16 protein-coding genes are annotated in these 15,905 nt (G+C 46.5%); all 16 read left to right on the top strand.

Features of this window, described 5'->3' with window-relative positions; genetic code table 11:
* Positions 1–2: 2 nt before the first annotated feature.
* Positions 3–389 (top strand): hypothetical protein, encoded by a 387-nt coding sequence (locus WKT17_RS03495; protein ID WP_291682151.1) that lies wholly within the window; start codon positions 3–5, stop codon positions 387–389.
* A gap of 25 nt (positions 390–414) precedes the next feature.
* A complete protein-coding gene (locus tag WKT17_RS03490; RefSeq protein ID WP_294461560.1) occupies positions 415–1,362 on the top strand; it encodes an L-lactate dehydrogenase in 948 nt (315 codons plus the stop codon).
* Between the two features lie 25 nt (positions 1,363–1,387).
* Positions 1,388–2,560: an NAD(P)-dependent malic enzyme gene (locus WKT17_RS03485; RefSeq protein WP_173749117.1), complete on the top strand. Its 1,173-nt coding sequence runs from the start codon at positions 1,388–1,390 to the stop codon at positions 2,558–2,560.
* A gap of 173 nt (positions 2,561–2,733) precedes the next feature.
* Positions 2,734–4,020 carry an MFS transporter gene (locus WKT17_RS03480; protein ID WP_173749116.1) on the top strand — a complete coding sequence of 429 codons (1,287 nt, stop codon included), beginning with the start codon at positions 2,734–2,736 and terminating at the stop codon, positions 4,018–4,020.
* 3 nt (positions 4,021–4,023) lie between these two features.
* Positions 4,024–4,836, top strand: a complete 813-nt coding sequence (locus WKT17_RS03475; protein WP_173749115.1) for a glycerophosphodiester phosphodiesterase family protein — start codon at positions 4,024–4,026, stop codon at positions 4,834–4,836.
* Between the two features lie 5 nt (positions 4,837–4,841).
* Positions 4,842–5,444 (top strand): ribonuclease H family protein, encoded by a 603-nt coding sequence (locus WKT17_RS03470; RefSeq protein ID WP_291682145.1) that lies wholly within the window; start codon positions 4,842–4,844, stop codon positions 5,442–5,444.
* 36 nt (positions 5,445–5,480) lie between these two features.
* Complete coding sequence (locus WKT17_RS03465; RefSeq protein ID WP_173749113.1) at positions 5,481–5,768, top strand: HPr family phosphocarrier protein; 288 nt, start codon at positions 5,481–5,483, stop codon at positions 5,766–5,768.
* Between the two features lie 70 nt (positions 5,769–5,838).
* On the top strand, positions 5,839–7,455 hold the full coding sequence (locus WKT17_RS03460) for a putative bifunctional diguanylate cyclase/phosphodiesterase (protein ID WP_340271844.1): 1,617 nt from the start codon (positions 5,839–5,841) through the stop codon (positions 7,453–7,455).
* A 31-nt stretch (positions 7,456–7,486) separates the two neighbouring features.
* Positions 7,487–8,320: a deoxyribonuclease IV gene (locus tag WKT17_RS03455; protein WP_291682141.1), complete on the top strand. Its 834-nt coding sequence runs from the start codon at positions 7,487–7,489 to the stop codon at positions 8,318–8,320.
* 91 nt (positions 8,321–8,411) lie between these two features.
* Positions 8,412–9,431, top strand: coding sequence for a deoxyguanosinetriphosphate triphosphohydrolase (locus tag WKT17_RS03450; RefSeq protein WP_173749110.1), 1,020 nt, complete (start codon positions 8,412–8,414; stop codon positions 9,429–9,431).
* Between the two features lie 15 nt (positions 9,432–9,446).
* Positions 9,447–11,234, top strand: coding sequence for a DNA primase (dnaG, locus tag WKT17_RS03445; RefSeq protein WP_173749109.1), 1,788 nt, complete (start codon positions 9,447–9,449; stop codon positions 11,232–11,234).
* An 84-nt stretch (positions 11,235–11,318) separates the two neighbouring features.
* Positions 11,319–12,443, top strand: a complete 1,125-nt coding sequence (rpoD, locus tag WKT17_RS03440) for an RNA polymerase sigma factor RpoD (RefSeq protein WP_173749108.1) — start codon at positions 11,319–11,321, stop codon at positions 12,441–12,443.
* An 11-nt stretch (positions 12,444–12,454) separates the two neighbouring features.
* Entirely contained in the window at positions 12,455–13,162 is a 708-nt protein-coding gene (locus WKT17_RS03435; protein ID WP_173749107.1) for a tRNA (adenine(22)-N(1))-methyltransferase, read from the top strand.
* Positions 13,149–13,931 (top strand): Nif3-like dinuclear metal center hexameric protein, encoded by a 783-nt coding sequence (locus WKT17_RS03430; RefSeq protein ID WP_173749106.1) that lies wholly within the window; start codon positions 13,149–13,151, stop codon positions 13,929–13,931. The genes WKT17_RS03435 and WKT17_RS03430 overlap by 14 nt, the downstream gene beginning before the upstream one ends.
* A 35-nt stretch (positions 13,932–13,966) precedes the next feature.
* Positions 13,967–14,704: a TIM44-like domain-containing protein gene (locus WKT17_RS03425; protein ID WP_173749105.1), complete on the top strand. Its 738-nt coding sequence runs from the start codon at positions 13,967–13,969 to the stop codon at positions 14,702–14,704.
* Positions 14,705–14,988: 284 nt separating this feature from the next.
* Positions 14,989–15,900 (top strand): 1-phosphofructokinase, encoded by a 912-nt coding sequence (gene pfkB, locus WKT17_RS03420; RefSeq protein WP_173749104.1) that lies wholly within the window; start codon positions 14,989–14,991, stop codon positions 15,898–15,900.
* The last annotated feature ends 5 nt before the right edge of the window (positions 15,901–15,905 follow it).

Here is a 15,905-nt window from a genome sequence, read left to right as displayed (position 1 = left end):
ACATGAAGGGCAGAAAACAGGTACTGACGTGGACATTTCTTTCTGTGTTTCTGTTGGCACAGACCACCATTTTTTGTATACAGGACAGTGCGGTACAGCCGAAAGAGCAGGAAAGCGCAGAAGAAGGATTGGAACGACGGACGAGACCTGTAGGACATGCTCTGGTACATCGAGATGTAAAACATCTCCTCTACGGAGTGAAAAAAGGGAAAGCTACGTTTGGGCAGCAGGCTGTATGGCAGCAAGCGGGGGGACGGAAGAAGCCAGAGGAGGTCTGCAGCTATAGTAAGCAGAACTGCGGATGGATTCGGCCAAGGGAAACCAGCACTATACGGAGCGCTTTAAGAGCGCCGCCTTTTTTGCAGCACAGCGAAAAGGGCAGGGCATAAAAAGAAAAAGGAGCGCATGAGAAAAATGAAAAATACGCATAGAGACAAAATTGTAGTAGTAGGTGCAGGGAATGTAGGTGAGGCCATTGCCTACACCCTGATGGTAAGAGCACAGGCCAACGACATTGTACTGATTGATGTCAATGAAGACCGGGCAAAAGGAGCGGCCATTGACATTGCCCATGGAACCAGTTTCCACAAGCAGGTCTGGGTTAGACAGGGCGGTTATGAGGAATGCCGGGATGCACAGATTATCATTATCACAGCAGGAATTGCCAGAAAACCGGGACAGACACGTCTGGAACTGGCAAAAACCAATGTATCCATTGTAAAGAGCATTACAGAGAACATTATGAAATGTGCGGAAAATCCGTTGATTCTGGTGGTATCCAATCCTGCAGACATTACTACCATGGCGGTTCTGGAAACATCAGGACTTCCGGCAAACCGGGTTATCGGAAGCGGAACCTCTTTGGATACCGCAAGACTTCGCTATAATTTAAGTTCCAGACTGCATGTAAATGTAGAGGATATAAAGGCTTATATTACAGGAGAGCACGGAGACAGCCAGGTGGCTGTGTTAAGCTCTGCAACGGTAGGAGGCTTTCCTCTGGAAGAGTACGCAAGGCAGGTTGGAATTACTCTTGACAAAGAGGAACTGGCAGAACATACCAAAAACGGCGGTGCAGAAATTATTGGCTTAAAGGGCGCAACCTTCTATGGTGTGGCCATGGCGGTTTCCACCATTGTAGAAACCATTATGAAGGACAACAGCGCAATTCTTCCGGTAGCACATATGCTGGACGAAAGCTTTGGCAAGTGGGCAGGCGTTGCCGTATCCCTTCCATGCCGTGTGGGCTGGGAAGGCATTGAAGCAGCTTTCAAAATTCCTATGAATGAGGAAGAAGAAGCAGCTATGAACCGTTCCGTAGAGCTTTTGAAAGATTTCTGGGCACAGGTAAAAGAACAGTAAAACATCAGAAAAGGAGATTAAAACCATGGATAAAAAAGAATTTGCATTAAAACAGCACGAAGACTGGCAGGGAAAAATTGAAGTTATCAGCAGAGCAAAAATCGAGACACCGGAAGAACTGTCCGTTGCTTATACACCGGGCGTTGCAGAGCCATGTCTGAAAATTTCAGAAGATGTGGATTTGTCTTACAAATACACACGCCGCGGCAACATGGTAGCCGTTGTCACAGACGGAACCGCCGTTCTGGGACTGGGTGATATCGGACCGGAAGCAGGTATGCCGGTTATGGAAGGAAAATGCGCGCTGTTTAAAACTTTTGGCGATGTAGACGCTTTTCCGCTGTGTGTACGTTCCAAAGATGTAGACGACATTGTAAAAACCGTAAGTCTTCTGGCTGGCAGCTTTGGCGGTGTAAACCTGGAAGATATTTCTGCACCGAGATGTTTTGAAATCGAAAGAAAATTAAAAGAATGCTGTGATATTCCGATTTTCCACGATGACCAGCACGGTACTGCTGTGGTAACTGCAGCAGCGCTGATCAATGCATTGAAATTAACAGGCAAAAAATTGGATGAAATTAAAGTGGTAACCTCCGGGGCAGGTGCAGCCGGTATTGCCATTATCAAACTTTTGGTAAGCCTGGGACTGAAAAACGTGGTGATGTGCGACAGACAGGGCGCTATCTACAAAGGTCGTGAAAACTTAAACGCTGAGAAACAGGAAATGGCAGAAATCTGCAACCAGAACATGGAAAAAGGAACTCTGGAGGAAGTATTAAAAGGCGCGGATGTCTTCATCGGTGTATCCGCTCCGGGAACAGTAACGGAAGAAATGGTAAGAAACATGGCAGAAAAACCAATCCTCTTCCCAATGGCAAATCCGACACCGGAAATCATGCCGGATTTGGCGAAAAATGCAGGTGCAGCTGTTGTGGGAACCGGAAGAAGCGACTTCCCGAACCAGATTAACAACGTACTGGCATTCCCGGGTATCTTCCGCGGCGCTTTAGATGTGCGTGCTAAAGACATTAACGATGAAATGAAAGTGGCAGCTGCTTATGCCATCGCTGAGCTGGTAGAAGAGGATAAACTGTCTCCGGATTACATCATTCCGAATCCGTTTGACAAGAGAGTAGCTCCGGCTGTAGCAAAGGCTGTAGCAGAAGCTGCTAAAAAAACAGGTGTGGCAAGAATCTGATAAGACAGAAAACAGAATACAGAAAGTAACCAAAAGAGTGCAGCTTTTTACAGAGGCTGCACTTTTTCTGCTGTGCAAAGAAAAATTTCTATGCTTTTTCGCCCTGCTATGATAAAATAAACGTATTACAGAAAAGGATTCCTGTTTTCGGGAATTTATGGGGGAGGAATACTATGGAAAAACTGAATTACCGCCGCACCTTTTTTATCGGGTTGGCCTTTCTTTCCATCTGTGCTTTCTGGCAGATGTACGACAATATCATTCCGCTGATATTGCAGAATACGTTTCATTTGAATGAAACTTTCACGGGAATGATTATGGCCGCGGATAATGTGCTGGCTGTGTTTCTGCTTCCTTTTTTCGGCACTCTTTCGGACAAGGCGGATACGCCTCTGGGAAAGAGGACGCCTTTTATACTGGCAGGAACGGGTATCTCGATTGTTTTTCTGATGATACTGCCGGGGGCAGACCGGACAGAAAATTTTCTTGTGTTTGTGGTTTGTCTGGCCGTACTGCTGGTTTCCATGGGACTTTACCGCTCTCCGGCAGTGGCTTTGATGCCGGATTTGACACCTAAGCATTTGCGAAGCAAGGCCAATGCAGTGATTAATCTTATGGGAGCGGTAGGGGGTGTGTATACGCTGCTGCTGATTCGTTTTCTGGTAAAAGACGGCAGCCGTCCGGACTATACGGGAGTTTTTGCAGGCGTAGCCTTTATTATGACAGCGGCCGTTTTGCTCTTGCTGCTTACGGTGAGAGAGAAAAAGCTGGCGGCACAGATTGCAGCAGAAGAGATACAGGAAGAAAAAGAACAGGGAGAAGCTGTTGCAGCCCATACCAGCGAACTTCCAAAACCAGTGAAGAAAAGTCTGTATATGATATTGCTTTCCATCTTTTTCTGGTTTACTGCTTATAATGCCGTGACGACTGCCTTTTCCAGATATGCGGTAAAGGTGTGGAAGCTGGAGGGCGGCGGGTTTGCGGACTGCCTGATGATAGCCACCGCAGCAGCCATTGTCAGCTATATTCCCATTGGCTTTCTGTCGGAAGAATTCGGAAGGAAAAAGTGTATCCAGGGAGGTCTGGTGCTTTTGCTCCTCAGCTATCTGGGGGCAGCTTTTTTCCCGGTGTATCATCCTGCTATTAATATAGGCTTTGTGCTGATTGGCATGGGCTGGGCTTCTGTCAGTGTCAATTCCCTTCCTATGGTAGTGGAAATCTGCTCTCTGGGAGATGTGGGGAAATACACAGGTGTCTACTACACCTTTTCCATGGCTGCCCAGATATTTACCCCTGTTTTTTCGGGGTTTTTCATGCAGCATATATCTTACCGTGTACTTTTCCCTTATGCCTGCATTTTCACCTGCATGGCCATGGTGACCATGAGTATGGTACACCACGGGGACAGCAGACCACAGGAAAAGAAAAGTGTTTTAGAGCATTTTGATGTGGAGGATTAGCATATGAACAAAAAGAAGATTATGGGGTATACAGGACTGGGTTATCTGGCGCTTGTTATGCCCAGAATATTTCACAGACCGCAGAAGAGCCGGGAGACATATTATGCCCACAGAGGGCTGCACAACAATGCCGGAAATGCGCCGGAAAATTCCCTTGCGGCTTTTGAAAAAGCAGTGAAAGCAGGGTATGGGATTGAACTGGATGTGCAGCTTACCAGGGATAACCAGGTCGTGGTGACCCACGACTTTCATCTGCGGAGAAACTGCAATGTGCAGAAAGAAGTGGACGCATGCACTTACGAAGAACTGCAGCAGTACCCTATCTTTTTTTCAAAAGAGAGGATTCCTCTTTTGACAGAGGTGCTGAAGGTGGTAGATGGAAAAGTACCTCTGATTATTGAACTGAAATACAAAGAAAAGAGCAAAATCTGTGAAAAGACCGATGAAATATTGAAACAGTATCATGGAGCGTACTGTATAGAATCCTTTCATCCCCAGGTGCTTTTGTGGTATCGGAAACACAGGCCCCAGGTGTGCAGGGGACAGCTTTCCATGAATTACCAGAAGGAAGAAGGGTGGCGCAAGCCGCAGTATTACATCCTGCGGCATTTGCTCTTAAATTTCCTTACGAAACCGGACTTTATTGCTTATGACTGCAGAAGTCCGCATGCAGTATCCTTATGGATATGCAGACATCTCTTTCGGTGTCCGGCTTATGCCTGGACCGTAAAGAGCAAAAATCAGCTGGAACGCTGCAGAGGACAGTTTGACGCCTGGATTTTTGAAGGGTTCCGGCCGGAGAATGGACGGGAGTAGGACACATGGCAAAAAAAGTTTATGCAGTAAAAAAAGGAAAGACAACGGGAATTTTTCTCACCTGGGAGGAGTGCAGAAAAAATGTGAATGGATTTCCGGGAGCGCAGTATAAAAGTTTTCCCACTTTGCAGGAAGCAGAGCAGTATCTTACGCAGGGGACGGGAAAGGTTTCCCCTGCAGAGCAGGAAGAATCCGAGGGCTGTACGGCTTATGTGGACGGCAGCTTTGATGCGGCAAAGAAGGGATATTCTTATGGCTGTATTCTGCTCTGGCAGGGAAAAAAGATAGAAATGAGCAAGGCTTTTTATGGAACTGAGGATATCAGTATGAGAAATGTGGCAGGAGAGCTGGAGGGGGCTATGGCAGCCATGGCATATTGTGAGGAACACAAAATTCCCCTTCTGCACCTGTATTACGATTATCAGGGCATTGAGTCCTGGGCCACGGGAGAGTGGAAACGCAATAGACCGGGAACCATCCGCTATAAAGCGTACTTCGACAGTTTAAAAAACGTGCAGGTTGTCTTCCACAAGGTAAAGGGACACAGCGGAGTGGAACTGAACGAGGCAGTGGATGCTCTGGCAAAGGCAGCCCTTGGCATCAGGTAAAGGGTTGTGAAAGAAAAAGAAAAGGAGGGATGGCATATGGTAAGTCAGAAAGTGAAAATCCTGAATCCGTCAGGACTGCACTTGAAAACAGCTACGGTTTTGTCAAACAGTATTTTGAAATATGATGCGCTTGTGCAGTTTCAATATGAAAAAAATAATGTAAAGGGTACGGTGAATCTGAAAAGCCTGTTGAGTATTGTGGCGGCCGGCGTTCGCCAGGGACAGGAGATTGAAATAACCTGTGAGGGAAAAGACGAGAAGGAAGCCCTTCGGGCTGCTGTGCAGGCAGTAGAGAGCGGTCTGGGAGAAAACCTGAAAAAGTAGGCTCCGCACAAAATGGACGGGAGAGGACAGAAGAAAGATAAAATCTTACAGAAAGCAGCGGAAGGGATATGTGGACAGACTTTCCCGGGCAAGAAAGAAAATAAAGTACTACCTCTGGGTTCTGGGTATTCTTGCGCTGGGAATTATAGGGTATGGCTTATACGGTATGCTGTATATGAGAAAGCAGGAGGCCTGTATAGGGAAAATGACAGGGGTACTGGCTATTAGTTTTTTGGTTTTTGGAATCCTCTTTTTTCTGCTTTTTAAGAGTTATAACGAAAGCGGAAAAAGACTGGAGCAGCTGGCGTTTTCAGATGAAATTACCGGAGGCATTAATAAAATGGAGTTTGCCATGCGCTATCAGGAACTGTGCAGAAAACAAAAGGCTGATCAGTATGCGTTGGTTTTCATGGATTCTGTGGATTTTAAACAGATTAATGAAACCCTGGGAAAGCAGAATGGAGACAAAATGCTGCGATATTTCTACACGGTAATCGAAAAATTTCTGGACAAAGAGGAATATGAGTTTGCCGCCCGTACAGAAATGGATCATTTTTTTCTCTGCCTGAAGGAAAGAGAACCACAGAAGCTCCAGAAACAGATGGAGAAAATTATAAGGGAAATCAATTCTTTTCAATATACGGATTTGCCCAGGTATAGAGTGAAATTTCGTCTGGGCGCCAGCTTTGTGAAAGATAACGGGACAGATATCACTGTGATTCAGGACCAGACAAGAGCTGCATTAAAGAGCCAGACCGCAAAAGAGGCGGGAAAGTGCGCTTTTTATAATTGTGAGGTGGCACAGAAGCAGCAGAGGGAAAGAGAAATGAATAACCGCTTTGTCCAAGCGCTGGCTGATGAAGAGTTTCAGGTATATCTGCAGCCCAAAGTCAGCTTGCAGCAAAGAAAAATTAAGGGAGCTGAAGCACTGGTCAGATGGGATTATCCGGGAAGAGGGATTTTGCCGCCTTCGGAATTTATTCCTCTTTTGGAGAACAGCGGAAAAATCCAGGCATTGGAAAAGTATATTTTTGAAAGAGTTTGCAGATGGCTGAAGCAGAGGGAAGGGGAGAAGAAAAAATTATATCCGGTTTCCGTAAACCTTTCCAGAAGTCATTTTGCAAGAGAAGATTTTATGGAAGATTTTATCCGTATTGCAGATGATTATAGGGTGGATAAATCACTTTTGGAATTTGAAGTCACAGAGACGCTGTTTCTGGAGCATGCTCATTTGTCCAGGGTGGAGGAGGGAATCCGGATTATGCATGAGCAGGGATTTCTTTGTTCTCTGGATGATTTTGGATCAGGCTATTCGTCTTTCACTATGTTGAAGGATTTTGACATTGATGTACTGAAGCTGGATCGTTCGTTTTTCTTGGATTTGCATAGCGAAAAGGCAAGAAGTATCATCGCATGTATTCAGGAACTGGCAGAGAGCCTGCATATAAAAACCGTAGCAGAGGGGATTGAAACACAGGAGCAGCTGGCGTATGTGAACTCCATGCACTGTGATGTGATACAGGGTTTTTATTTTTCCAGACCCCTGCCCTTAAAAGAGTTTGAAACCTGGGCGGATACGTTTGTCTTTCCCGATTTCGAGATAAATATGTGCGGGGGGGGTAAATCCCTGCAGCTAAACAGAGCTGCTGCATTTTGCAGCAAGCTCTGTTTCTTTCTGAAACTGTAAATACAAAACGAACAACACAAGGAGGAATCAGATGCTGACTATTGGTTGTCATTTATCATCAGCAAAGGGCTATACCGCCATGGCAAAGGAGGCGGAGAAAATCCATGCCAATACCTTTCAGTTTTTTACCAGAAACCCCAGGGGCGCCAGAGCAAAGGAAATCAATCCCGAAGATGTAAAAATTTTCCATAAAAAAGCAAAAGAGCAGGGGATTGCGCAGATTCTGGCCCACGCGCCTTATACCTTAAATGCCTGCTCCGCAGATGAGAGTGTGCGGGAATTTGCAGTAAACATCATGCGGGACGATTTGCAGAGAATGGAATACACGCCGGGAAACTGCTATAACTTTCACCCGGGCAGTCATGTAAAACAGGGGCCAGAGACGGGCATTGCCTATATTGCCCAAATGCTCAATGAACTGCTGAAAAAGGATCAGAGTACCACGGTACTTTTGGAAACCATGGCGGGGAAGGGCAGCGAAGTGGGAAGAAATTTTGAAGAACTGCGGGAAATTCTGGACAGGGTAGAACTGCAGGAAAAAATGGGCGTGTGCCTGGACACCTGCCATGTGTATGACGCCGGTTATGATATTGTAACGGATTTGGACGGTGTTCTGACAGAATTTGATAAGGTTATCGGACTGAACCGGCTAAGGGCTGTTCACTTAAATGACAGTATGTTTGGCCTGAGCAGCCACAAGGACCGCCATGCCAGAATCGGGGAAGGGAAAATCGGGCTGGAAGCCATTGTCCGTGTCATCAACCATCCGGCCCTTTCGCATCTGCCTTTTTATCTGGAAACGCCCAATGATTTAGAGGGATATGCCAGAGAAATTGCACTTTTGCGGGAAGCTTATAAAGAATAATGGGTTTTTTGAAAAGAAAAAAAGGAAATCGCCAAGGAATCGGAAATAATTATTGTGAAAGATTCTTTTGAAGAAAGACAGGTGACTGCCTATGAATATCCGCGAGCAAATGGAACAAAGGGAACTGCAGTTTTTAAATCCCTATGCGTCCTGCAGTATCCGTTCTAAGGGAAGGGACCGGCAGGAGACGGAATGTGATATACGAACTGTATACCAGCGGGACAGGGACCGGATTGTCCACTGCAAGTCTTTTCGCAGAATGAAAGACAAGACCCAGGTGTTTTTAGCGCCCCAGGGGGATCATTACCGGAACCGTCTGACCCATACCCTGGAAGTTTCTCAGACAGCCAGAACCGTGGCAAAGGCGCTGTGCTTAAATGAAGATTTGGTAGAGGCCATTGCCCTGGGCCATGATTTGGGTCATACGCCTTTTGGGCATGCAGGAGAGCGGGCACTGAACCGGGTATGCCCTCTGGGATTTGCCCACTATAAACAGAGTGTCCGGGTGGTGGAGCGTCTGGAAAAGGACGGCAGAGGGTTAAATCTGACCCGGGAAGTCCGGGACGGGATGTTAAATCACAGAACCAGCGGTACGCCTCACACCCTGGAGGGACAGGTGGTGCGCTACTGTGACAAGATTTCCTATATTCACCATGATATGGACGATGCCCAGAGAGCGGGGATTATTACGGAAGATGATATTCCTATTACCCTTCGCATGCTGCTGGGATATACCACCAGGGAACGGCTGAATACCTTTGTCCATGACATTGTGGAACACAGTCAGGGAAAAGACCGGATTTCCATGTCACCGGAAATCGAGGAGGGGCTTCGGGATATCCGTGCCCTGATGTTTCAGGATGTGTATCTGAACCCTGTGGCAAAGGGAGAGGAAGAAAAGGCAGAGCATGTAGTGGAAGAATTGTATCTGTACTACAGCAGATATCCGGAGAAAATGTCGGAGGAATATCGGAAACTTCTGTATGAGGAGGAACCGAAAGAGCGAGTAGTATGTGATTATATATCAGGAATGACAGACCAGTATTCTTTAGAAAAATTTCGGGATATCTTTATTCCCAGAGGCTGGAGCGTTCCTGGAAAAGGGCAGTAGAAATGAGGGAGCAGTATGTATTATTCCGATGAAATCATAGAGGAAGTCCGTATGAAAAATGACATTGTGGATGTGATTTCCGGATATGTGAAATTGCAGCGAAAGGGCAGTTCGTATTTCGGACTGTGTCCTTTTCACAATGAGAAATCCCCTTCCTTTTCCGTCAGCCCGGACAAGCAGATGTATTACTGCTTTGGCTGCGGGGCAGGAGGAAATGTTTTCACCTTCATTATGGAATATGAAAACTACAATTTTGTAGAGGCATTAAAATATCTGGCAGAGCGGGCCGGAGTGAGGCTTCCGGAAGAGGAATTTTCCAAAGAGGCCAGGGCGTCTGCAGATTTGAAGTCCCGGCTTTTGGAGATACAGAAGCGGGCGGCTTCTTTTTATTATTATCAGCTTTGGCAGGAAAGTGGCAGGCAGGGACTGGATTATCTGAAAAACCGTCAGCTTTCCGATGAAACCATTAAAAAGTTCGGGCTGGGCTATTCCCCCAAGTATTCCGGTACGCTTTACAAATATTTAAAGAGCAAGGGCTATACGGACGAGCTTTTAAAGGAGTCAGGGCTGTTTCATATCGAGGAACGAAGAGGCATGCAGGATAAGTTCTGGAATCGTGTCATGTTTCCCATTATGGATGTGAACAACCGGGTAATTGGCTTTGGGGGCCGTGTTATGGGAGACGCCAAGCCAAAGTATTTGAATTCTCCGGAGACAAAGGTTTTTGATAAAAGCCGGAATCTGTATGGGCTGAATATTGCCAGAACCTCCAGAAAACCCTATCTCATCATCTGTGAGGGATATATGGATGTCATTGCCATGCATCAGGCTGGCTTCAACAATGCAGTGGCGTCTCTGGGAACGGCCCTGACTTCGGGGCATGCCAGCCTCATGAGCCGGTATACAAAAGAGGTGCTTCTGACTTATGACAGCGATGAGGCGGGACAGAAGGCGGCCCTTCGGGGGATTCCGATTTTAAAGGCAGCAGGAATCCGGCCGAGAGTGGTCAATCTGACCCCTTATAAAGATCCGGATGAATTTATCAAAGCAGAGGGAAGAGAGACCTTTGAGAAACGCCTGGAGGAAGCAGAAAATGCGTTTTTGTTTGAAATACGGGTTTTAGAAAAACAATATGATTTATCTGACCCGGAGAGCAAAACGGCATTTTTCCGGGAGATAGCCAGAAAGCTGCTGGAATTTCCGGAGGAACTGGAGAGAAATAATTATATAGAAAGTCTTTCCGGTATTTATCAGATTAAATTTGAAGACTTGCGAAAAATGGTGAACAATATGGCTCTTTCGGCTGTGTCTTCCCAGCCCCGTACACCCCGTATCCGGGAAACAGGCGGGAAAAAGGACAGCAGGGAGGACGGCGGACGCAAAGCCCAGCGGCTGATGCTGACCTGTCTGACCTCTTATCCTTCTATGTTTGACACCATTGCAGGTTACATCACACCGGAGGATTTTGTCACGCCTCTGTATCACCGGGCAGCCGAACTGGTCTTTGCGCAGCATGAGGAGGGAGAGGTAAATCCCGCCAGACTGCTGAACCAGTTTTCAGACCCGGAGGAGCAGAAGGAAGTCACCGCCCTTTTTCATGCAACCCTGCATTTGGAAGGGGAGGAAGAGGCCAGAAAGGCTGTATTGGAAACTGTGTGCCGTTTAAAGAGGGACAGCATTACATGGAAGAATGAACATCTGGCCCCGACAGACCTGGCAGGGCTGCAGCAAATCGTAGAGGCCAGAAAAAGGCTGGAGGATTTGGAGCGGGGCAGAGTTACCCTGCATATTTCCTTTGATTGAGGAAACCATATAGAAGAAAATCAGATAAAAGTAAGAACACATGGAAAAACTTATAGAGTAAAGAATTGAGAGGATGGAACATTTATGGAAATGAACATGGCGAAATTCAGTGAGAAACTGGGAGAACTCATGGAACTGGCTAAAAAGAAGAAAAATGTACTGGAGTATCAGGAAATCAATGATTTCTTTAAGGATTTTCCTTTGGACCCGGAACATTTGGACAAGGTCTTTGATTTCCTGGAAGCAAACGGCATTGACGTGCTGCGGATTCAGGACAACGATATGGACGATTTGATTATCGGGGATGACGATGATTTGAATCTCAGCGAAGAAGACGAAGTAGATATGGAAAACATTGACCTTTCCGTTCCGGAAGGCGTCAGCATTGAAGACCCGGTTCGTATGTATTTAAAGGAAATCGGAAAAGTGCCTCTTTTAAGTGCAGAGGAAGAAATCACTCTGGCCAAGAGAATGGAAAACGGAGATGAAAGTGCGAAAAAACGTCTGGCAGAAGCCAACCTTCGTCTGGTAGTCAGCATTGCAAAGCGTTATGTGGGACGCGGTATGCTGTTCCTGGATTTGATTCAGGAGGGAAATCTGGGTCTTATCAAAGCGGTGGAAAAATTTGATTACCGTAAGGGATATAAGTTTTCCACTTATGCAACCTGGTGGATTCGTCAGGCCATTACCAGAGCAATTGCAGACCAGGCCAGAACCATTCGTATTCCGGTGCATATGGTAGAGACTATCAACAAGCTGATTCGTGTTTCCCGCCAGCTTTTGCAGGAACTGGGAAGAGAGCCTCAGCCTGAGGAAATTGCAAAGGAAATGAATATGTCCGTAGACCGTGTAAGGGAAATTCTGAAAATTTCCCAGGAGCCGGTTTCTCTGGAAACCCCTATCGGTGAAGAGGAAGACAGTCATCTGGGAGATTTTATTCAGGACGACAATGTGCCGGTTCCTGCAGATGCCGCCGCCTTTACTCTTTTGAAAGAACAGTTGGTAGAGGTTCTGGGAACCCTGACAGAGAGAGAGCAGAAGGTGCTGCGTCTGCGTTTCGGTCTGGATGACGGAAGAGCCAGAACCCTGGAAGAAGTAGGAAAAGAATTTAACGTTACCAGAGAGCGTATCCGTCAGATTGAGGCAAAGGCTCTTAGAAAACTCCGCCATCCGAGCCGCAGCCGCAAGCTGAAAGATTATCTGGATTAAGGAAGAATCGTATGAGAGAACTACAAATTTCCAGAAGGCTGAAAGCCGTTGCCGGATTTGTGGGGAAGGGCTGTGTGCTGGCAGACGTAGGCTGTGACCACGGTTATATCCCCATTTATCTGCTGCAGAAGGAACAGATTCCGAAGGCCATTGCCATGGACGTAAACGAGGGTCCTCTGCTGCGGGCAAAAGCTCATATTCGGGAATGGGGATTGGAAAATTACATAGAAACCCGTCTTTCAGATGGTGTGCAGGCTCTGAAAAGAGGAGAAGTCCAAAGTGTGGTGATTGCTGGCATGGGCGGTCCTTTAATGGAAAAGATTCTTTTGGAGGGACGGGAGGTTCTTTTGGAGATTTCGGAACTGATTTTGCAGCCCCAGTCCGAAATTGCCCATTTCCGCAAGTTTCTGGCACAGCAGGGATACCGGATCGTGCAGGAGGACATGATAGAAGAAGAGGGAAAATATTATCCCATGATGAAAGCCGTACATGGGAAAATGTCCTGGAAGACAGAGGTGGAATATGTATACGGCGGAGAACTTCTAAGACAGAAGCACCCTGTTTTGAAGCAGTATCTGAAGGGGCAGCAGCAAAAGGCAGAAAAGCTTTTAGAAAGCCTGCAGAAATCAGAAACAGAATCTGCAAAAAAGAGGACTGCAGAACTTCAGCAGGAAATTGCACAGAGAAAAGAGGCGCTGGCTTATTATGAAGGCGAATGAAATTATAGAGAAAATAGAAGAAAAATATCCCGTGTCTTTTGCAGAAAACTGGGATAATTCCGGCTTTCTTGTAGGGGATAGAGAGTGGGAGGTAAAGAAAATCTTTCTGGCGCTGGATGTGACGGATGAAACCTTAAACAGAGCCATTGCAGCAGGGGCGGATATGATGATTACCCACCATCCTCTGATTTTTTCAGGAATGAAGCAGGTAACAGCCGGAGATTTTATCGGACGACGCATTTTGAAACTCATAGAAAATCACATTTGTTACTATGCCATGCACACGAATTTTGATGTGCTGGGAATGGCAGACCTCAGCGCAGATTTGCTGAAGCTCACAAAGCGGCAGGTACTGGAGGTTACGTTTGAAGAAGAGAACCGCCGGGAAGGCATTGGAAGAGTGGGAATGCTGCCCGAAGAGATGACTTTGGAAGCATGCGGCAGATTTGTGAAAGAGCAGTACGACCTGCCTTTTGTAAAGCTGTATGGCAATCCGGAACAGAAAGTGCGCAAAGCGGCAGTCTGTACCGGTTCCGGTAAGAGCCTGATGCAAGAGGTACTCCGACAGAAGGCACAGGTTTATGTGACAGCAGATATGGATTACCATTCCTCCATAGATGCGGTGGCGCAGGGAGTGGCGGTCATCGACGCAGGTCACTATGGTACCGAATACATTTTTATGGAATACATGAAACAGGAGCTGCGGAAGATGACACCGGATTTGGAGGTGGAAACCATGGAAGTTTCGCACCCCTGCAGAGTACTTTAAAACAGGGTTTTCAGAAACACAATGAGGGTTTTAGTATGAAGAAAAAGGGAATGATATTGGGAATCTTGTGTATACTTCTTTGCCTCTGTGCCGTGCCGGTGTGGGCAAGAGCCGGCGGAGGCGGAAGCTCAGGCGGAGGAGGTGGAAGTGCAGGAGGCAGTTCCTATCACTCCGGTAGAAGTTCCGGCGGTGGAACCTCTGATATTGTGTCTGCGGCGCAGTTTGGACTGGGAGTTTTCGTGGCAAGCGGAGGAGCCGGTGCAGCAGTGCTGCTTTTGAAAGCCCGCAGGGCAAGGCGCCGTACCCACCGGGCCATGGCGGTATTTTCCGAAAGCGGAAGAAACTGGGATTACCGAGAGGTTCAGAAACAGGTGGAGGAATCCTATTTTCAGATTCAGGAATGCTGGAGAAGAATGGATGTTACTTACGGCGTGCCTTATATGAGTGAACGGCTGCAAAAGGATTTTAATGTAAAACTGCAGTGGATGCATATGCGTGGGGAAGAGGTCGTGCAGAAAAAAGTGAAGCTTCTTAGTGCCATCCCGGTAGGCGTGCAGGATGAAGAGGGAGAGGATCAGGATGTTATCTGGTATCTGATTCATGGAAAGATGACGGGTTTTTACATAAATAAAAATACCAGGGAAATTATCCGGGGAAAAAACCGGCCCGAGGCTTTTTTTGAATATTGGAAGTTTGTGTACCGGAATGAACGGTGGGTGTTGGATGAAATCAAACAAAAAGAGGAAATCGATATCGATGCCTTCCATGTCTGACGCGTATAAAAAAGCAGATCAAGGGCAGACTGTACACTAGACACAAAAGACATTTCTCAAAAGGAGGAGTGTCTTTTTTTTGTGGAAGGAAAAAGAGGAGAAAAGGGTAGACAGTATAAATGACGGAATATGAAAGAAAGGGGATAAAAAAGTGAATAAGTATGACTGATTGTGAAAATTGCATAAGAAAACAGGAAAAAAATTGTAAATTAATATGATTGAAATTGACGGAATATGACTATATAATAGGGCTATAAAACAAAGGACGCAGGAGGAAAGAAACAATGGTTTACACAGTTACTTTTAATCCTTCTCTGGACTATATTGTTTCAGTAAAAGATTTTCAGATGGGAATGACCAATCGTACCCAGACAGAACAGATGCTTCCCGGAGGAAAAGGAATCAACGTATCCACAGTTCTGGCTAATCTGGGCATAGAAAACACTGCACTGGGATTTACCGCAGGGTTTACAGGAGCAGAGATTCAGCGCAGAGTAGAGAAGCTGGGATTTTGCTGTGACTTTATTGAAGCAGAAGAAGGATTTTCCAGAATCAACGTGAAATTGAAGGATTTTGACGGAACGGAGATTAACGGGAAAGGACCGGGGATTTGCAGAGAAGATATGGAGCAGTTTTTGGAAAAACTGGAAAAGCTGAAAGCGGGAGATGTTCTGGTTTTGGCCGGCAGCATACCGGAAAGCCTGCCCAATTCCATTTACCGTGACATTATGGCAAAACTGCAGGGAAAAGGTATCCACTTTGCAGTAGATGCTACAGGGGAGCTGCTGTTAAATGTTCTGCAATATAGACCGTTCCTCATTAAGCCCAACAATCATGAACTGGGAGAAATCTTTGGAGTTGAAATCCGTACCAGAGAAGAGGCTGTGCCTTATGCCAGAAAAATGCAGGAAAAAGGAGCCAGAAACGTACTGGTGTCCATGGCAGGACAAGGCGCTGTGCTGGCAGCAGAGGATGGACAGGTTTACGCGCTGCCTGCACCTAGGGGAACACTGGTCAATGCCGTAGGCGCCGGAGATTCCATGGTAGCCGGATTTCTGGCAGGATGGCTGGAGAAAAAAGATTACGGACATGCATTTAAAATGGGGGTTTCCGCAGGAAGCGCCAGTGCTTTTTCAGAGTTTCTGGCCACAAGAGAAGAAGTAGAAGCGGTTTATAACCGTCTGGAAGAAGAATAACAGGA

Origin of the sequence: Blautia sp. HCN-20427 (genome assembly GCF_037890365.1) — a bacterium.
Lineage (GTDB): Bacteria > Bacillota > Clostridia > Lachnospirales > Lachnospiraceae > Blautia.
The sequence above is the reverse complement of the archived record's forward strand: the minus strand, read 5'-3'. Positions and strand labels throughout refer to the sequence as shown.